General features: G+C 62.0%; 15 protein-coding genes and 1 pseudogene. 7 read left to right on the top strand and 9 right to left on the bottom strand.

What is annotated here, in order from left to right; all coding sequences use genetic code 11:
- Positions 1-105: 105 nt before the first annotated feature.
- The 3 genes from glcF to E2K80_RS00870 form a co-directional block, all read right to left on the bottom strand.
- Entirely contained in the window at positions 106-1,425 is a 1,320-nt protein-coding gene (gene glcF, locus E2K80_RS00880; RefSeq protein ID WP_135371889.1) for a glycolate oxidase subunit GlcF, read from the bottom strand.
- A gap of 56 nt (positions 1,426-1,481) precedes the next feature.
- A complete protein-coding gene (locus tag E2K80_RS00875; protein WP_135376425.1) occupies positions 1,482-2,630 on the bottom strand; it encodes an FAD-binding protein in 1,149 nt (382 codons plus the stop codon).
- 73 nt (positions 2,631-2,703) lie between these two features.
- Entirely contained in the window at positions 2,704-4,143 is a 1,440-nt protein-coding gene (locus E2K80_RS00870) for an FAD-linked oxidase C-terminal domain-containing protein (RefSeq protein WP_135371887.1), read from the bottom strand.
- 136 nt (positions 4,144-4,279) lie between these two features.
- On the opposite strand from E2K80_RS00870, the gene E2K80_RS00865 reads away from it, so the two are divergent.
- Both E2K80_RS00865 and E2K80_RS00860 read left to right on the top strand, forming a co-directional pair.
- Positions 4,280-5,092 (top strand): HAD family hydrolase, encoded by an 813-nt coding sequence (locus E2K80_RS00865; RefSeq protein ID WP_135371885.1) that lies wholly within the window; start codon positions 4,280-4,282, stop codon positions 5,090-5,092.
- A 256-nt stretch (positions 5,093-5,348) separates the two neighbouring features.
- The gene (locus E2K80_RS00860; RefSeq protein WP_135371883.1) at positions 5,349-5,702 is read left to right on the top strand and encodes a hypothetical protein; all 354 of its coding nucleotides are present in this window, start codon (positions 5,349-5,351) and stop codon (positions 5,700-5,702) included.
- A 79-nt stretch (positions 5,703-5,781) separates the two neighbouring features.
- Here E2K80_RS00860 and E2K80_RS00855 read toward each other — a convergent pair.
- The 4 genes and pseudogenes from E2K80_RS00855 to E2K80_RS00840 form a co-directional block, all read right to left on the bottom strand.
- A pseudogene (locus E2K80_RS00855) lies at positions 5,782-7,853 on the bottom strand (hypothetical protein).
- A 2-nt stretch (positions 7,854-7,855) separates the two neighbouring features.
- The gene (locus E2K80_RS00850; protein ID WP_135371881.1) at positions 7,856-10,624 is read right to left on the bottom strand and encodes a DUF4159 domain-containing protein; all 2,769 of its coding nucleotides are present in this window, start codon (positions 10,622-10,624) and stop codon (positions 7,856-7,858) included.
- Positions 10,625-10,727: 103 nt separating this feature from the next.
- On the bottom strand, positions 10,728-11,618 hold the full coding sequence (locus tag E2K80_RS00845) for a DUF58 domain-containing protein (RefSeq protein WP_238475603.1): 891 nt from the start codon (positions 11,616-11,618) through the stop codon (positions 10,728-10,730).
- Positions 11,615-12,622 carry an AAA family ATPase gene (locus E2K80_RS00840; RefSeq protein ID WP_135371879.1) on the bottom strand — a complete coding sequence of 336 codons (1,008 nt, stop codon included), beginning with the start codon at positions 12,620-12,622 and terminating at the stop codon, positions 11,615-11,617. Before E2K80_RS00840 ends, E2K80_RS00845 begins: the two co-directional genes overlap by 4 nt.
- A gap of 74 nt (positions 12,623-12,696) precedes the next feature.
- Between E2K80_RS00840 and E2K80_RS00835 the strand changes: the two genes are divergently transcribed.
- The 4 genes from E2K80_RS00835 to E2K80_RS00820 all read left to right on the top strand — a co-directional run bounded on the left by E2K80_RS00835 (position 12,697) and on the right by E2K80_RS00820 (position 15,144).
- Positions 12,697-13,287, top strand: coding sequence for a DUF1285 domain-containing protein (locus E2K80_RS00835; RefSeq protein WP_135371877.1), 591 nt, complete (start codon positions 12,697-12,699; stop codon positions 13,285-13,287).
- A 414-nt stretch (positions 13,288-13,701) separates the two neighbouring features.
- Positions 13,702-14,076, top strand: a complete 375-nt coding sequence (locus tag E2K80_RS00830) for a VOC family protein (protein ID WP_135371875.1) — start codon at positions 13,702-13,704, stop codon at positions 14,074-14,076.
- Between the two features lie 48 nt (positions 14,077-14,124).
- Complete coding sequence (locus E2K80_RS00825; protein ID WP_135371873.1) at positions 14,125-14,814, top strand: helix-turn-helix transcriptional regulator; 690 nt, start codon at positions 14,125-14,127, stop codon at positions 14,812-14,814.
- Between the two features lie 99 nt (positions 14,815-14,913).
- Complete coding sequence (locus E2K80_RS00820) at positions 14,914-15,144, top strand: DUF2798 domain-containing protein (protein ID WP_135371871.1); 231 nt, start codon at positions 14,914-14,916, stop codon at positions 15,142-15,144.
- Positions 15,145-15,374: 230 nt separating this feature from the next.
- On the opposite strand, the gene E2K80_RS00815 is transcribed toward E2K80_RS00820, so the two are convergent.
- A complete protein-coding gene (locus tag E2K80_RS00815; RefSeq protein WP_135371869.1) occupies positions 15,375-17,714 on the bottom strand; it encodes a DUF4962 domain-containing protein in 2,340 nt (779 codons plus the stop codon).
- A 178-nt stretch (positions 17,715-17,892) separates the two neighbouring features.
- Here E2K80_RS00815 and E2K80_RS00810 point away from each other — a divergent pair, with 178 nt between their 5' ends.
- Positions 17,893-18,558 (top strand): DUF2461 domain-containing protein, encoded by a 666-nt coding sequence (locus tag E2K80_RS00810; protein ID WP_168193058.1) that lies wholly within the window; start codon positions 17,893-17,895, stop codon positions 18,556-18,558.
- A 22-nt stretch (positions 18,559-18,580) separates the two neighbouring features.
- Here E2K80_RS00810 and E2K80_RS00805 read toward each other — a convergent pair whose 3' ends face one another.
- Positions 18,581-19,018 (bottom strand): MarR family winged helix-turn-helix transcriptional regulator, encoded by a 438-nt coding sequence (locus E2K80_RS00805; protein ID WP_135371865.1) that lies wholly within the window; start codon positions 19,016-19,018, stop codon positions 18,581-18,583.
- Between the last annotated feature and the right edge of the window lie 25 nt (positions 19,019-19,043).

Below are 19,043 nucleotides of genomic sequence, written 5' to 3'. Positions count from 1 at the left end.
CCACCAAGACCTGGACAGGGGATAATCCGAACGGGATGCAACAGGGCCGATCCACATCAGGATTGCATCACAGACGCCCCATGTCATCAGGCTTACATCAGGGCATCAGCGCAGGACCGGCACCTTCATCTCTGCCCTCCCGACCGTCATCGCGGGCGGTTTCGGCCCGCCGGTCGCCCAGTCGAGCAGCTCCACCGTATGCACAACCGGGATCTCCATCGCGCCACCGATCTGCATCATGCAGCCGATATTGCCTGATGCGATGACATCGGGGTTTTTCGCCGCCAGCGTCTGCACCTTGCGGGCTTTCAACTGCTGCGAAATCTCCGGCTGCATCAGGTTATACGTGCCTGCCGAGCCGCAACACAGATGGCTGTCAGCCGGTTCCACCACCTTAAACCCAGCCCGTTTCAACAGGTCTTTCGGGAAGCTCTTGATCTGCTGGCCATGTTGCAGGGAACAGGCCGCATGATAGGCAACCGTCATATCCGCCGCGCCGCCCTCTGCCAGATCAAGTTTCATCAGCACCTCGGACACATCCATCGCAATCCCGGCAACCGCGCTTGCTTCTGCCGCCAGAGGATCGTTGCGGAAGATATGCCCGTAATCCTTGACCGTGGTGCCGCAACCCGAGGTATTGATCACCACCGCATCCAGCCCCGCCCCGGTCATTTCACCATGCCAGACCCGGATGTTCCGCGCCGCCATCCGATGGCTTTCGGCGGTCTTGCCCATGTGATGGGTCAGCGCCCCGCAGCAGCCCTGCCCGGCGGCAATCACCACCTCACACCCAAGCCGGGTCAGCAGCCGGATCGTAGCATCATTGATATCCGTATTCAGCGCCTGCTGTGCACATCCGGTCATCAATGCCACCCGCATCTTCCGCTCTCCCTGTGCGGGGAAAACCTGCGGGTCGTCATTGCGCGACACCGGCGGGATGGTTTTCGGCGCCATTTGCAGCATCGCCTTCAGCCGGGCATCAGGCATCAGAAAGGCAAAGGGCCGCCCGATTTTGGCGCCAAGCAGCGCCAGACGGAACCGGCCGGGATAGGGCAGAATGCGCGCCAGCATCCAGCGCAGGGCCCGATCGGTAAAGGGGCGTTTATAGGTCTCTTCGATATAGCTTCGCGCGTGATCCAGCAGATGCATGTAATGCACGCCCGAGGGACAGGTTGTCATACAGGCCAGGCAGCCCAGGCAGCGATCCAGATGTTTGACGGTTTTCTTGTCTGCCGGGCGCCCCTGCTCCAACATATCCTTGATCAGATAAATCCGGCCCCTCGGGCTGTCCAGCTCATCGCCCAGCACCTGATAGGTGGGGCAGGTGGCCGTGCAGAACCCGCAATGCACGCAGGATCGCAAAATCTCGTTCGACCGTTCGGTCGCCGGGTCTTTCAATTGCTCTGGCGTAAAACTTGTCTGCATTCCCGCTCTTTCAGATCAGCGTTGCATGCCGGCGACCGGCGCCATGCTTATCCATCTCAACCCATAAGCCCCGGGTTCAGTATGCCCCTGGGGTCAAACTCCTTGCGCAGCCCCGCCGACAGCGCCGCCACCGGCGCGGGTTCCGGGTGGAATACGGGCAGGGTCGCCCGGGTTTCCTCACCTGCGCGGATCAGGGTTGCATGGCCCGAAAATGCGCCAAGCACCGCCCTGAGATCAGTGCCCGGCGCCACTAGGGCCCAGATCAGCCCACCACCCCAATCGTAAAGCACATCGCGTGCGCCCATCCGTGCCACCAGCCCCGGCGCATCGGACGGTTTCACCGACAACCGCCAGACATCCCCGTCCCGTCCGGCAAACCCGTCCACGTCGCGCACCCATTTCCAGCCCGCATCAGTGCCATAGCCGCCGGTCTCAGCCGCCAGTCCGGTCTCGATCTCGGCACTGGCTTCGAACCGGGCCAGCAATGCCTGCAACTGCGCCGCGCGATAGGTGACCGAGGCCGCGAACCCCTCGACCCGGATCATGGTCACCGGGTCACCGTCCAGCCCGCCAGGCGTATGGGCCGCGCCCGATACCTCATAGGGAGAGCCAAGCGCGGCTGCCATCGCCGCCACTGCGGTCTTGTCATCCAGCCCTTTCAGCAACACACAGGCGGTTGCCGCCACGCCCGGCAGCACCTTGAAGCTCAATTCCGTCAGCACCCCAAGCGTGCCGTAACTGCCCGCCATCAGCTTCACCAGATCATAGCCGGTCACATTCTTCATCACCCGCCCGCCATTCTTGATCACCCGGCCGCTGCCATCCACGAAGCGCACACCGATCAGACTGTCGCGGCAGGCCCCGGCCTGAATCCGGCGCGGCCCCGACACATTGGCCGCAACCACACCGCCCATGCTGGGCACGCCTTCAGTCCCCAGCAAGGCCCTGTGATCCATCGGCTCAAACGGCAAGCGCTGGTTTTCAGCGGCCAGCGCCGCCTCGACCTCAGCCAAAGGCGTGCCCGCCTGCACCACGATGGTCAGCGCACCGGGCTCATAAAGCGTGATCCCGCGCAACCCCGCCAGCGACAGAACCTCACCCGTCACCGGGCGCCCGATCGGGCGCGTGCCCCCGCCCTGCACCTGCAACGGCGCCCCAGCGGCCGCCACCATCCCGGCCAGTTCCCTTTCACTTGTCGGCGTCAGCACAGGCGTGGCCCTTCTTCTCTGCTTGGTAAATATCCTGGGGCCCGGGGCAAAGCCCCGCGGATAGGCGCCGTCAGGCGGCGATATCCCGGCGCGGCTGCGACGCCTCCAGCGGAAACACCTTCGCCGGGTTCAAAAGCCAGGCCGGGTCAAACACATCCTTCACCTGCATCTGCAGTTCCAGATCCTCCGCTGTGAACTGCGTCCCCATCAGATCGCGCTTTTCAATCCCCACCCCATGTTCCCCGGTCAGACAGCCGCCGACCTCCACACAGAGTTTCAATATCTCCGCCCCGAAGGCCTCGCAGGTTTCCAGATCGCCGGGCTTGTTGGCATCAAACAGGATCAGCGGATGCATATTGCCATCACCCGCATGGAACACATTGCCGACCTGAAGCCCGTATTCCACGCTCATCTCGCCGATCCGGCGCAGGACATGGGGCAGGCTGGACACCGGGATCGTGCCGTCCAGACACATATAATCATTGATCTGCCCGACAGCGCCAAAGGCAGATTTCCGGCCAAGCCAGATTTTCGCGCTTTCCTCGGCGGATTTGGACTCGCGCAGTTCCACCGGATCATATTTTCGTGCGATGTGCAGGATCATCCCCAACTGTTCGTCAATCTCCGCATCCGATCCTTCCACTTCGACAATCAACAGCGCCTCGCAATCGGGATAGCCCGCATTGGCAAACTTATCCGTGGTCTCGATACACAGCCGGTCCATGAATTCGATCGCCACCGGCAGAACACCGGCCTTGATGATATCCGCGACACAAGCGCCGGCCACTTCGGTATCGTCAAAGCCGATCAGCACCGGCCGCGCGCCCTCGGGCTTGGGCAGGATCCGCAGGGTGGCCTCGGTCACCACGCCCAACTGCCCCTCGGACCCGCAGATCAGCCCCAGCAGGTCATAGCCGCCCGCATCCAGATGCGCGCCGCCGATCTCCATCACCTGACCGTCCATCGTGACCAGGGTCACGCCCAGCAGATTATTCGTTGTGACCCCGTATTTCAGGCAATGCGCGCCCCCGGAATTCATCGCGATATTGCCCGCGATGGCGCAGGCCAGCTGGCTGGACGGGTCGGGCGCGTAGAAAAACCCGTCTTCCTCCACAGCGCCAGTCACACTCAGATTGGTGCGCCCTGACTGAACCCGGATGATCCGGTTGTCGTAATCAGTGTCCAGCACCTGGTTCAGCCGTGCGACACCCAGTATCACGCAATCCGCCGTGGGCAGCGCCCCACCTGCCAGCGATGTGCCCGACCCGCGCGGCACCACCGGCACCCCCATCTCGTGGCATATTTTCAGAACCGCCGCGACCTCCCCGGTCGAGGCGGGCAGAACAGCGACCATAGGCGGGCAGGTATAGGCGGTCAGCGCATCACATTCATAGGCCCGCGTCCCCGTCTCTTCATGGACCACCGCATCCTTGGGCAGGACCGATAACAGCCGGGCAACAAGCTCTGCCTTGCGGGCAAGAATGGCGGGGTCTGGCAGCGGCATATCCATGATATCAGGCCTTTCATCGCATATTGGTAAATAAATATAACCAATTTACGCAAATGGCAAGGGATACCTCCGGGCAGGCATCTGTCGAACGTCGCGCACCTTTGACTCGATGCAACGGATTTGCTGAATCCTATCAATGTTCCGCGTCACGCAATACTGGCCCAAACGTAAAACAATTCTGACCCAGACCGGACCTTCGGCGTTGTTTCTGTTAAGGTCGGCAGTTGGGACAAAGCGGCCTTTCATCAATTGCGCTTGCCTGAATCACCACGAGCTTCACTCAGCATCATTGAAAGGCGATAAGGGGCTAGACCTGATTGTTTCAAGGAAGGGTGCACTGATGCCCAAATGTCTGATGCTCGATGTCGATGGAGTGCTTGTAGACGGTCGCCCTCGCGATGGATTGCGTTGGGACACTGATCTAACCAAAGACATGGGGGTTTCGTCCAAGGCTCTTGTCGATGAGTTCTTCAAGCGTGACTGGAACGATATCGTCATAGGCAAAAAGGATCTGCTGCCTGCACTTTCTGCAGTGCTGAACCGTATCGCCCCGTCTTTGGAGGCAGAAGACCTCATAGCTTATTGGTTTGAGATGGATTCTCGCATCATGGAAGTAGTTCTCTCAGATGTAAGGAAGGCGCGGCAGTGTGGAGTTCTTGTTTACCTAGCAACAAATCAAGAGCACTTGAGGGCAACTTACTTAATGCAGACGATGGGCCTGTGTGACGAAGTTGATGGCATCGTTTACTCTGCCAAAGCGGGTAGCAGGAAGCCCCAAATCGAGTTCTATTCCTTTGCTGAGCGCGAGATCGAGCGCCAGCCGCACGAAATGCTTTTGGTTGATGACACGCTGCCAAATGTAGAAGCTGCTCAATCGGCGGGTTGGGAGGCAGTTCTCTGGGATGGAACGGACGAACTGTCTGCTATTTTGCAACGCAGCATTTGGTAAAGTGGGCTCTTCGGTAGCCTTCGCCGCGTTTTGCACGAAGGGCAGCTTTGCTGTTTTCATGAATTTGGTTCAGTTTATGACATAAAGGTCAAAACCGTCTGACGCTCCATAGCGTCTGACACCGACGAATACCCTGATCGTCACCGCGCCCGGGGACGCCCCCAGCGCCGGGCTTCGGATTGCCTCGGCTTTGTTCCGCAGCTATGTGAGACCTGACCACGCGCCCACCACACCCCGCACCGCGAAGGAGAAAACGATGAAATATCCGCTGATCCTGACTGTCGCGCTGACGCTCAGCTTCCCGCCTGAGGCGGTCAGGGCCGATCCGCCGGTGATCCTTGAGGCCAGATACACAAACGGCCAGATATCGGTCACGCTGTCCCACCCTGATACCGGGTGGGACCATTACGCGGATGGCTGGCAGGTGGAGTTGGAGGACGGCACGGTTCTGGGCAGCCGCACTCTGTTCCACCCCCATGTGGAGGAACAGCCCTTTACCCGGTCCCTTGGCGATCTGGTGATCCCCGATGGGGTCACACAGGTTTTCATCCGTGCGCATTGCAATGTGACCGGCTGGGGAGAAGACCGGTTTGCGCTGACGATCGAATAACGGCACCCGGCAATCAGATTGGCAGGTGGAATTCTCGGGAATTCCACATGTTTTCCTCAAGGAAAACAGGTGCAGCCTTTCAGCGCCGCCCTTCGCGCAGCCAGGCCCCCAGCATCAGAAGGGCCGCAATCAGCAGAAACAGCCATGATGCGATCAGCGGGGTCACCGTGACATCCGTTGTCAGATAGGCCGCACGCGGGGTCACACCGATCCAGCCCCGTCCCGACGCGTTGCGCCCTTCCGACACAAGGCGCAGATCGGGCAGCCCGTCTTCCAGCCGCAACACCCCGCCACGTGTCGGCGCGACCGCCGGGGTCAGACGGGCGGCGCTGGCGATGGTTTCCTCGAACTCCCGGGGGGCTGCCGGGCCAAGGGCAACCACCGTCTCCCTATCGCCTTCGCTCAGCCGGTAGAGCCCCTGTTCGGGCGCGTCATAGGTGCCGGTGAACTGACCCGGCATGGTCTCTTCCAGGTCCACCACCACCTCACGGCCGTCAGGGGGGATCACCTCCACAGGCTCCACCTCTTCGGCCAGGGTCTGGCGGGTGATCCGAATGCTTTGCCCGTCGGCCTCGGCGCGCAGCGCTTCCTCTTCCAGATCAGGCTCCCCCATCATCCAATGGGCGAGACGGCGCAGCATTTCCAACTGCGGCCCGCCCCCCTCATAGCCGCGATCCCATAACCAGGCATGGTCAGATGCCAGAAGCGCCACGCGCCCCTCCCCCACCCGGTTGAGCATCAGCAAAGGCGCCTGATCCGCCCCGGTCATCACGGTCTGGCCGCCCGCCTGTTCGATCACCTCAATCTGGCGAAACCACCGCCCCCAGGAGGCATCGGTGCTGTCCTGCTGCCCCGCATAGTCCTGATCCAGACCTGCGGTCACCGGGTGGCGATCCCCCAGATCCGAGATTTGCGGCAGGAACGGGTTTCCACCACCCGCGCCGTGGGCCTTCCCGGCAGGATCGAGGACAGGGGCGTGCGGTACAGGGAATCCGCGCTGGCAAAATCGGGGCCCGCAGCCAGAAGCAGCGCGCCGCCGTTTTCCACATAGCGCCGGACATTGTCGAGATAGAGCATCGGCAGGATACCACGGCGCTGATACCGGTCGAAGATGATCAGATCGAACTCGTCAATCGCCTCGGTAAACAGCTCCCGCGTGGGAAAGGCGATCAGGCTCAATTCGGTCACCGGCACGCCATCCTGTTTGTCCGGCGGGCGCAGAATGGTGAAATGGACCAGATCGACCGATGGGTCGGATTTCAGCAGGTTGCGCCAGGTCCGCTGCCCCGGATGCGGCTGGCCCGAGACAAGCAGCACCCGCAGACGGTCACGCACCCCGTTGATCTGGACAATGGCCGCGTTGTTGCGGTCGGTCAACTCGCCCTCTGCCTCGGGCAGGGTCAGTTGAATCACATTCACCCCCGCATGCGCCAGGGTCAGCGGCAGGGTGATATCCTCCCCCACCGGCACCTGAAAACTGCGCGCCTGATTGCCGTCAATGGCGATGCGCAGCTCTGCCCGCCCGGCGACACCGGCGGGCACTGCACCCTGATCTTCAATGCGCAGCGTCAGGGTCACTTCCTCATCAAGGATCGCAAAGGCCGGGGCATTCTGCACCATCAGGCGGCGGTCCCAATCCCCGCTTCGCCCGGTAAGAAGCGCATGCAATGGCGCGGGCATCTCAGGTACAAGACCGGCATCATGCAACTGACCGTCGGTCAGCAGAATGGCGCCTGCGATACGGGCGCGGGGTTCATCACCCATCAGCCGGGCCAGCGCCGCCATCAGCAGCGTGCCGGAATTGTCAGCCCCGTCCCCCACACGGGTCTGGCGCAGATCCATCCCCAGATCGGCAACCTGATCTTCCAGTGCCGTGACCGCCTCGGCAACCTGTGTCTGCCGGTCCGACAGGCCCTGGCTGGCGCTGTCATCAATGATCAGCAACACGATATCGCGCAGCGGATCGCGGTCTTCATTCTGCAACGCCGGATTGGCCAGCGCCAGCAAAAGCGCCAGTGATGCCAGCGCCCGGAACGGCCAACCCGACAGGCCCCGCCAGACAGCCAGTGCGGTGATCAGAAACGCAGCCCCGATCAGGGCCCAGATCACCGGCCAGGGCAGAAGCGGATCGAAGAGGATATCACTGGTCATGGCTATTGCCCCAACCGGTCAAGGAGTGCGGGCACATGCACCTGATCGGATTTGTAATTCCCGCTGAGCACATGCATCACCAGATTGACCCCGAACCGCAGCGCAATCTCGCGCTGGCGTTCGCCGGCAAAGCCCCGGCCCACCGGAAATAGCGACCGGCCCGTGTCATCCACGGCCCAGGCCGCAGCCCAGTCATTGCCACCAATCACCACAGGCGTGACCCCATCATTGAGATTGCGGAACGGCATGCCTTCCACCTGTTCCGCATCCGGCGGGGCGGCCTCCACCCAGACATCGCGGCTGAGATGACGGCCTGGAAAATCCTGCAACAGATAGAAGGTGCGGGTCAGAACATGGTCAGACGGGATCGGCTCCAGCGGCGGAATATCCAAGGGCGCGGCCAGCTGGCGCAGCCTGCGACCCGCCGGTGTCGCCGTGCCATACCCGCCGATATCCGCATCGCGGGTGTCGAACACGATCATCCCGCCGGAACGAAGATAGGTGTTGAGCCGTGCATAGGCCGCTTCTGACGGCAGCGGCTGATCGGGGTAGACCGGCCAGTACAGCATCGGGAAAAAGGCCAGTTCATCGGTTTCCAGATTGACGCCGATCGGGGGCGCCGGTTCCACCGAACTGCGCTGCCAAAGCGTGTTGGACAGGCCCAGAAGCCCCGCCCGGCTGACCTCGTCAATCCGTGGGTCACCGGTTTCCACATAGGCCAGTGTGATTTCAGCTGTGGCCAGAAGGGCCAGCCTGTCCTCCTCGGTGTCCTGCGCGTCGGCCATGGGCGCAACAAGCGGCGTCAGGCCAAAGGCGAGGATCAGCAGGGCCGCGCGCCGCACCAGGCCGGACAGACGCCCCGACAGCCAGAGCGCGGCAAGCGCATCCAGCATCAACATCGCCAGCGCTGCGGTAAGAAAGGCCGCCATCAGATCCGTGGGGGCGATGATCGACATCCCCTCCACCGGGATATCGGCGGTCCAGACAGCCGGGGCCAGCATGTCGTCAGGTCCGATGACATTGCGCGCAACCCGGCGTTCGGCCCCGGCATAAAGACCGGGCAGGATATCGGCGGAAAGCGGCGCCTCGGCCAGATCATGGCCCGCAACACCCGGATGATTGCCCGCATCGCGCAGTGTGCCAAACCCGTCCAGCACCTGTTCGGGCACCCAGATGATGCCATCCAGATCCTCAGCCGCCGGGTTTACCGGCCGGGTGGACACCGCAAGCCGTTCCAGCATCTGCACGAACAATCCTGAAAGCGGCAGGCTGGACCATTCCGCATTGGCGGTGACATGGAACAGCACAACACTGCCCTGCCCCAGACGTGCGCGGGTGACCAGCGGCGTGCCATCGGTCAGGGCCGCAATGGTGTGATCGGCCAGCATCGGGTCGGGCTGGGCCAGAACCTGGCTGGTGACCTGCACATCCCCCGGGATCGCCAAACCGAAAAACGGCGATGTTTCCGGGAACGGGCGCAGCACCTTCGGCTCCCCCCAGCTCATCGCGCCGCCAACGGTGCGCCCGCCTTCCCTGAGCCGGACAGGCAGCAGCGGGTCCATCCGATCCCGCGCCACGTCAGACCCGGCAAGCCGTGGCCCGGCAAAGCGGACCAGCAGGCCCCCGGCCTCAACCCATTCGGTGACCCCGGCCTCTTCCTCGGGGCTGAGTTGCGCCACATCGGCCAGAATGATCACATCCGGGCTGGCCAGAAGCAGATCATCCAGCGCACCCTCCAGCAGATCGGCGGTGGGCTCCAGCGCCTCGCGCAGGAAATGCAGCGGCGACAGCAGCATCTGCCCTTCCCGATCCGGCGCCCCGGCGATCAGCGCGATTTCACGGCGTTGCAAACTGTCATCGGTCAGCGAGACCGCCCCGGCACTGCGCGCGCCGCTGATTTCAAACCGGGTGATCCGGTTGCGCAGTTCCGGCGGCAGGCTCAGCTCCAATTCCGCGTCGCTCGCGCCTGCACCAAATCGCAGCCTGTCACGGGCCAGTTCGCGGGGGATGCCCGCAGGGTCGAGGCCATGGGCGGTCAGGGTCACCTCATGCGGTGCGGTGGACCCAAGTCGCAGGCCCCGCACACGGATCGCACCATCTTCAAATTGCGGCGGGGTCAGGGCCAGCACATCCCGCGCGCCCTGAAACACCCGCAACGGGCCAAGCGCCTGAAACGCGTCGATCAGGTCATCCCGGCCGGGATGATCCAGCCCGTCAGAGACCCAGAACACCTCCAGCGGGCCCTCCAGCCCCCGGGCCCAGTCGAGGGCGGCGGCCATATCCGGTGCGTAAGGTCGAGGCGCAAGGTTCGGAAGCCGCGCAGCCCAGGCATTGGCAGCCTGCAAGGGCAACGGGCCTTCGGGCCTGTCACCCAATTGGGCCAGCGCCACGGGCCGACCCGCACGCCCCGCCTCATCCAGCAGCAGATCCACCCGGTCAAGCCGCGCCTGCCAGTCACCCGCACTGGCCCAGGAGGCATCCATGACGATCAGCAAAGGGCCATCGCCCGCGCGCTCTGCCTCGGGGTTCAGCACCGGACCGGCAAATCCGATGATCGCGGCGGCAATTGCAACCATCCGCAACAGCAAAAGCCACCAGGGGGTTTTATCCGACTGGCTGTCCTCATCCTTGAGACCCAGAAGCAGGGCCACACCGGGAAACCGCCGACGGATCGGCGCAGGCGGCACCGCACGCAGCAGCCACCACAGGATCGGCAGCGCGATAAGGGCGGTCAGCAGAAGCGGCGTGGAAAAAGCAAGATTGGCGATCATGGATGCGCCCCACCTTTGCAGACGCCCGGATTTCTGCAGAAATCCACCCCGGAATTCTCAAGAATTCCGGGGTGGAAAACGCGCGTTTTCCGCATGCCACCCCTCATCTGGCCCGGTCCAGGGTCTGGTAAAGCCACAGCAAGGCCGGTTCCGCCGGGCGGTCCGTGTGATGACACAAATAACGCCAGCCGGTGCGGCGGGTCATATCCTTCAGCCGGGCCTTGCGCGCGGCCAGACGTTCCAGATAGGCGGTTTTCAGGGATTTGGCCTTCAGCGTTTCAAAACGGATCGCACCCGACATGCTTTCAAACACCGTGCGCCCGTCATAGGGGAACAGCTCTTCATGGGGGTCAAGAACCTGCACCAGCGCGCCTTTGACACCGCGATCAGCGGCCTGGCCCAGAACCGTTTCCGTCAAGGCGGGATCCCCCATGAAATCGGAAAAGAACACCGCCCGGCTGCCAGCAGGCAGGCTGCGCGGTTTGGGCGCGCCGTAATCGCCCGGTTCATGACTGTCCATCAGGGCGGCGGCCATGCGGATCAATTGCGCCTCGCCACCGCGCGGCGGGTCCGCCAGATGGGTCAGCCCCACCCGCTCCCCGCCGCGCACGGCCAGAATGCCCAACGCCATGGCAAGTGTCTGGGCCCGGCGCAGTTTCGAGGGGCGGGAGGCGGCACCCGTAAAGGTCATCGAGGCCGCATCATCCACACCAATCATCACCGATTGCGCGGCCTGCCATTCGGTCTGACGCACGAAATGGCTGTCCGCGCGGGCGGACCGGCGCCAGTCGATGCTGCGATAGGCATCGCCGGATTCCGCCGGGCGGTATTGCCAGAATTCATCGCCCGTCCCGGCCCGCCGACGGCCATGGTTCCCCAACAGAATCGTGGCGGCCAGATGCTGCGCATCCGCCATAAGCGGCGGCAGGCTTTGCGCCACCGCCTCGGAACGGGAGCGGAGCGTGGCCGGGGTATGAAGGGCCGTATCGCTCAAGCTGCGGCCTCGACACGGGTGACCCGTTCGGTGACCTCACGGATGACCTGATCAAGCTCTGCCCCTTCGGCGCGGGCCGCAAAGCTAAGCGCCATACGGTGGCTGAGAACGGATTTCGCCAGGGCCGCCACATCCTCGGCCGAGGGGGCCAGCCGTCCATCCAGCAGCGCCCGGGCGCGAACTGTCAGCATCAGGGCCTGCGCGGCGCGGGGGCCGGGGCCCCAGGCCACCGTATCGCGCACCCCTTGCGGGGCGCTGTCATCTTCGGGGCGGCAGGCACGGACCAGATCCAGGATCAACTCGACCACCGCCTCACCCACGGGCATCTGGCGGACAATCTGCTGCGCGGCCATCAGGGCCTCGGGCGTGAACACCCGGACAGCCTCTGCCTCTGTCCTGCCGGTGGTGGCCAGCAGGATGCCCCGTTCAGTGTCCCGATCCGGGTAATCCACGTCGATTTTCACCAGAAACCGGTCCAGCTGCGCTTCGGGCAGGGGGTAGGTGCCTTCCTGCTCAATCGGGTTCTGGGTTGCCAGCACATGGAACGGGCGCGGCAGATTGTGATGCACACCGGCGATGGTCACCTCCATCTCCTGCATCGCCTGCAACAGGGCCGATTGGGTCCGGGGCGAGGCGCGGTTGATCTCATCGGCCATCAGAAGCTGGCAGAAAACCGGCCCTTCGATGAACCGGAAAGACCGGGCGCCATCGCCGGCGGTTTCCAGAACTTCCGAGCCCAGGATATCGGCAGGCATCAGATCGGGCGTGAACTGGATACGGTTGGCAGACAGGCCCATGACCGTCGACAGGGTATCGACCAGCAATGTCTTGCCCAGCCCCGGCAGACCCATCAGCAAGGCATGACCGCCCGAAAGCATGGCCGCCAGTGACAGGTCCACCACGCTTTGCTGACCAATGATCTTTGTGGCGATGCTGGCCCTGGCTTCGGCCAGTTGGCCCCCAAGGCGTTCAATCTCGGCCACAAGGTTTTCAGGCTCAGGCATGGCAATGCTCCACAGGGTGAATATGTTAGGTTTAGTAAATCGAACTATTGCTCCGATCACAAATGGCAAAAAGCATGTCCGCACAAAACATTGTGACCCCCGACGCGGAAAGCCTGATGGCATCCGCCAAAGCCGCCCAAAAAGATGGCAAATTACCGCCTGTGCATCTGTGGGATCCCCCGTTTTGCGGCGACCTGGATATGGAGATCAAACGCGACGGGACCTGGTTTTACAACGGCACACCGATCGGGCGCGCGCCTTTGGTACGGCTTTTCTCATCAATCCTGAAACTGGAAAAGGGCAAGTATTTTCTGGTCACACCGGTGGAAAAGGTCGGCATCCGGGTTCAGGATGCCCCCTTTGTCGCGGTGGATTTTGAGACGGCGGGGAACGGCCCGGACCAGATCATCACCTTCACCACCCATGTGGGCGATACGGTGATCGCAGGGCCCGACAACCCGATCCGCGTGCAGCGCGATGCGCGCGGCGAACCCTCCCCCTATGTCATGGTGCGCGGGGGTATGGAGGCGCTGATCGACCGCAAAAGCTTCTACCGGCTGGTCGATCTGGGGGAGGCATATCCGGTTGATGAGGTTGACTGGTTCGGGGTCTGGTCGGGCGGTCTTTTCTTTCCGATCATCCCGGTCGCGGAACTGGAGATATAGGGTATTTGGGCGCGGGTGCTTATTCCACAGATCAAGTGTTACGGCGTTTCAGGTAAGATGAGGGAATTTCGCCCGGCTGAGCCGCCCTCACGGCGCGCGCTTCCTGCCCCCGTTTCAGGCTCGGTGCTATAGCACGTCCATTTATCTGCATCACATATACATTACGCAGAGGGCAGCGCCCGAACCGAGGGGTGGGCGCTGCCCGGCGGGATCGCCGGGCGGAAGGATGGTGCAGGGCGATTCAGAATTTCAGGCCGAAGCTATAACGCAGCATGCTGTGGGTTACGAATAACCTCCAAGAACAGATCAACAGCTGACAAAATCATCTCAGCCATCGCAATCCCTCCTGACAGGACGCTGTCAGGAGGGATGTGTCAAAAGACCCGGGCAAGACCTCAATTATGGAGACCTCATATGCCCGTACATCCCAAAAACACCGCCTGCTGGTTCGAAATTCCGGTCCGTGATCTGGACCGCTCCGTTGCTTTCTATAACGCGGTGCTCGACACTGATATGACCATCGACACCAGCGGCCCGAACCCGATGGCCGTTTTCCCCTATCAGGACCCGGCTACCGGCACATCCGGCCATATTTACCCCGGCACGCCGTCGGAAAACGGCCCCACCGTGCATCTGGTCGCCCCTGACAGTCTGGCCGCGACCCGCAAACGGGTTGAAGCGGCGGGCGGCAAGGCGGAAAGCCCAGATATCGCTATCCCTGCCGGGGCGTTTTTCTATGCCCGCGACCCGGATGGGAATTCGATCGGTTTCTTCCAATACGCCTCCTGACAGGAACGCGCTGGCCCCCGCCCCGGGGGCCGCGCTATTCTGCCTGTCATGCGACGCGCCGACCGCCTGTTTCAGATCGTCCAGCTTCTCCGCTCGGGTAAGCTGATCACCGCCCGCCATCTGGCGGATACGCTGGAAGTGTCTGAACGCACGATTTATCGTGATATCGCCCATCTTGTGGGCTCTGGCCTGCCGATTGATGGCGAGGCCGGGCTGGGATATCTGATGCGCGCGGGCTATGACCTGCCGCCGCTGATGTTCACCACGGATGAAATTGTGGCCCTGACCGCGGGCGCGCGGATGATCCGTGCCTGGGGCGGGGCGGCAATGGTCAAAGGCGCCGAACAGGCGCTGGACAAGATCACCAGTGTTCTGCCCGATGACACCCGCGCCCGGGCCGAGGCCGTCGCCATACATGCCCGGCCGCGCGCAGATATGACCGAAACCGTCCGCCGGATCATCGACCAGCTTGAGGCCGCCGTGACCCGGCGCGAGCGGATTACCATGGCCTATTCCGATGAGGCCGGACAAAAGACAAAGCGCACGGTTCGCCCCATCGGCCTGTGGTATTGGGGCCCGGTCTGGACCTTGATCGGCTGGTGTGAATTGCGGCAGGATTTCCGCATGTTCCGGCTGGACCGGATCGGAACCGCCGAAGGTGCAGGGCCATTCGAGACCGAACCGGGCCAGAGCCTGCAGGATTTTTATGCGCAGCAAGCGGCCCGGCACGGCTGCTAGGGTCAGGACCTATTCATGATAGCTCGATTGTGACTTGTTCACCGGTATGGGATATTTACTGTCCGGTTCGACACAGCAACCAATGTCGAAGACTTGACGATGATCCCCGCCCGTTTTTCCCAAATCCTGTTTGGCCTGATCGTTTCAGGGTTTATGTCATTGCTGGTATCCGGCATCGCCACCCATCGCGCGACAGGGCTGGTTGACGGGTTTGTCGGCATCTGGGTGGTGTCCTGGGTGCATTCCTGGGCGGTGGCCTTTCCCACGATCATGATCGCCAGCCCGATTGCCCGGCGTCTGGTGGCCCGCATGGTCCGCGAAGACAACTGATACCGACCGCCGGAAGGCCGGGTTTCGTGGCGCAACTGTCAGGCCGCAATTTTTCTTTGAACCAATCCACCTGTCACCCCGACACATAGACGAAATGGGGCGTGTTATGCCTGTCTCGTGCAGATGCATGATGGTCCTGTTTCAGCTTTTTATCAGCAAAACCATTTTAGCCACGGCCCCGCTTCGGCGGGGCCGTTTTTACTTTGACAGCAAAAGACCAAAACACGTTGTCAGCCGTGGATGCCGGCTGCTTTGGAAACCCTCACTTTGAAACGCTGATCAGCCGCATCAGAGAAATGAAGGTCACAGCCATCATTCTGCACATCGAAACGGCTGACCACCCGGTATGGCCTGACCAACGGGTATGGGACCAAAAGCGTCGCGATCCGGTGGCGGGTCGCTTTGGGATAGGTCGCATGCAGGCAGGTGCTGACCGGAAGGCCCTTGATCTCGGCCGGGTCAACACCGGGAAAGCCGACCTCCTGTGTCAGGACCGGCGCCCCGGCCTCGGACCACAGGCACTGACCATAAAACCCTGCACTCTTGCCGGAATAGCAGAACCTGTCATCGCCAAGCTCCATCGGGGCATTGGCGTGAAGCAGCCAGTCGATTGTCACCTCTGTATCGGCTTCAATGGCATCGACGATCACGAAATACCTGTCATGGATGAAATAGATATCGCGCAGAACCGATGTCACCTCGGGGGACAGGGCGCGATATGCCTGGGTCGCGTCGCCGCGGATGAAAATATGATCGCTGCGGTCCTCGGCGGTGACAATCCGGCCGGTGGAGGCCATCGCCATCGCTTTGTCATCCCCTGCATATTGACCTTTTCCATTGATCAGAATGGCGTTTTTCGATCGGGTCTGCCGCCGCCAAACCTTGTGCATAGAGCTGTTGAACGCAATGTAATGACCTGACTGAACCGCCAGATCCTCACCGAATCCCGACAGGCAAAAGGCGTTCTGATCCCCATGGCTGTGGCTGACCGATCCAAAGGGGCTGGATTTGAAATTGAACTGAATGTGCCGGTCCGGCTCTGCCATCCGGTGTTGAATGCAGGCCCATCCGATACCTTTGAAACAGCGCAGCCTGTCGATATCGGCGGGCGGGATGGCTGTCACATGGCCATAATCATGCAGACAGGTCATCTGATCAAAGTTCAGATCCCACCAGCCGTAATTATAGAACATCATTTCCGTGCCGGGATCGGCCGCGATCACCTGATCACAATACCATTGATAGACGCCATTGCCGGTCACGCCGGCGAATTGGCGCATGATATGGCCAAGCTTCAGGCAAACCGTATCCCCCAGGGTGCTGTCATCGCCAAATGTGCCCCGTCTGGTATCGGGTGCCTTGGCATATAGCGGGAAATCGGCGGTGTGCTGAAAGAAAGGCCGCTGGAACAGGTCGTAGCCCATGAAACTTTTCAACAGGGTCGCGGCCTCGGTCAGGCTGGCCATGCCGGTCATCCAGTAATGCGGCCCCTCGGCCCAGCCCCCCTGCACATCCCCCCAGGGGGAATAAAGCGTAGCCAGAAATTCGATGGCGTAATCCAGCCAGCCCCTTGCCTCCGGCACCTCGTCCATAAGGGCGATGCAGGCGGGCACCAGAACAGCCGAGACCGCGCGCACCGCGTGGCTGTCAAAGGGCAAGCGGTGAAGTGCTGTGTGATGGATAATATGTTCGGCAATCTCCCGGGTGCGGATCAAAAGCGCCTCCCGCACGAGGTTGCGGTCCGCACCCGTCAGATCATCATGCAGCCAGTCATACCCCCAGGCGAGCGCCACAGTCACCCGAAACGCCCATTCATCCGTATAGCTGCGCGCGGTGCTGCCCGTCGGAGACCAGGCCGCGACCGATAGCAGCCAGTCCCTGGCCCGGGCCTGCATCGCGTCATCACCGGTGATCCTGCTGCCAATCGCCAGATGGCGGATCGCATAGAGCACCTCCTGACAGTCGATATAGGTCTGCCGCCAGATCGGCGCACTGCGCTTGCCATCGGGATAGCCTGTGGGTTCCGGCAGGATATCGCGCGCCATCCAGGGCGTAACCGATTTCTCGAAAAAGACCTGCCAGGCGCAATGGGTCTGATCCTCGGCCACCGCCTTGCGGAAGGCCGCCACCTGATCAGAGCACAGCCAGAGACGTGGATGGGTTTTGGGGGCAGCCAGATAACGATCTGTGCGGGAAGGCAGCGGCGTTTGTGGCAGACCAAGCGGAATGGTGAAGCGGCGGGATATGCTCCACGCACTGGCAGGACCCGCAGTTGCGGGGGACCAGACGGCATATGACCAGTGATAGGCACCGGGCGGAAACACCATATCGGGGGTAAAGAAGTTCAGCGGCAGACCCGTGAAACACCAGGTCTGTCCAGCAGGAAAATCCGGGTCCGCCGACACGCGCAGCACATATGCAGCCACCCCTTCCCCGGCGGGCAGCCAGGAAAATCGCGGCGGGTTTTCGACCACGGGGCCATCCTCCGGGGCGTATTTCACCGTCAGGCGCCCGGCCTCGGGCGCCTCCAGCCCGGGCAGGGCCGATGGGAGTTTGGCAGCCGATGGCATCCTGATCTCTATAGCTTTCCGCGTTTCATTCCGCGCCTTCTATCACATTTTGAAATCCCGCGATGCGGCGGCTGTCTTTGCCATATTTCCTACCTCATACCCTGCCGCGCGCCGGATCGCGGTTTTGATTTTGCATCCGGGCCATGCCAAAATGGTCTGACACCCGAAAGGAGCGATGATGAGCGACGGATTCGAAACGATGGTGGACACCGCACAGGGGTTCTTTGCGGAATTATCCGCGAATAATCGCAAAGACTGGTTCGAGCCGCGCAAAACACAATATAATGATGACATCCGCAAACCCGGGGAACTGTTCGCCGACCTTCTGGCCGAGGATATCAGCCGTCTGACCGGGGTAAGCCATACCCCGAAACTGTTCCGCATCTATCGCGATGTGCGGTTTTCCAAAGACAAATCGCCCTATAAGCCATGGCTGCATATGCTGTGGCGCCCGGCTGATGCGGATGATCTGGCGCCAATCTGGTTTTTCTCCTGTGCGCCGGGGGAACTGCTGCTGGGCATGGGTGTCGTATCGCTGAAAGGGGCGGCCCTGACCCGATACCGCGTCTGGGTCGACACATGGGGTGATTTGGCCGCCGAGGCAATGGCCGAGGTCACCGCTGCCACCGGGGCCGGGCTATCCACCTTCGGGGCCCCGCCCCTGCAACGGGTGCCCAAACCCTATCCGCCCGATCACCCCCATGCGGAGCTTCTGAAACGCAAGGGTCTGGCGATGATGGCCCCGCTGCCCGACACCTGGCGCGACCGGGGTCTGGTGGGCGCAACCAATGACCGGGCCAAGGCGATGATGCCGCTTTGGCACGCCTTTCACGACCATCTCTGAAGGCCAGGCAAAGGCAACGGTGTCAGGAGATGCGGGCAATCCGGGTCAGACATTGACGCAATACGGCCTCTTCATCGGGTGTGAACTCTGCCGTCATCGCCTGATCGAACTGCTGCGCGGCGGCCAGCAGATCGGCAAACACGCTTTCGCCCGCCCGGGTCAGTGACAGCCGTTCCTGCCGCCGGTCCGTATCCATGATACGGCGCGACAGGTAGCGTTTCCTCTCCAATGCCGCCACGGCGCGGCTGGTCTTGGTCTTGTGAATGCGGGATCGCCTGCAAATCTCTGTCGCGGTCATCGCACCGTACCGCCCCAGATGGAACAGCACCCGCCATTCCATGCGCAACATCCCATAGCGGTCCTTGTATTCACGCTGAAATTCCAGGCTGGAGACTTCGGCAGCCTGGGTCAGAAGATAGGGCAGGAAATCCTGCAGATCAAACCTGTCATTTTGTGTCATTGGCGCAGGTTAAGCCTTGTTAGTT

It is taken from the genome of Rhodophyticola sp. CCM32 (assembly GCF_004751985.1).
Lineage (GTDB): Bacteria > Pseudomonadota > Alphaproteobacteria > Rhodobacterales > Rhodobacteraceae > Rhodophyticola.
Note: the sequence above shows the minus strand (reverse complement) of the source record. Positions and strands in the feature narration are given on the sequence as shown.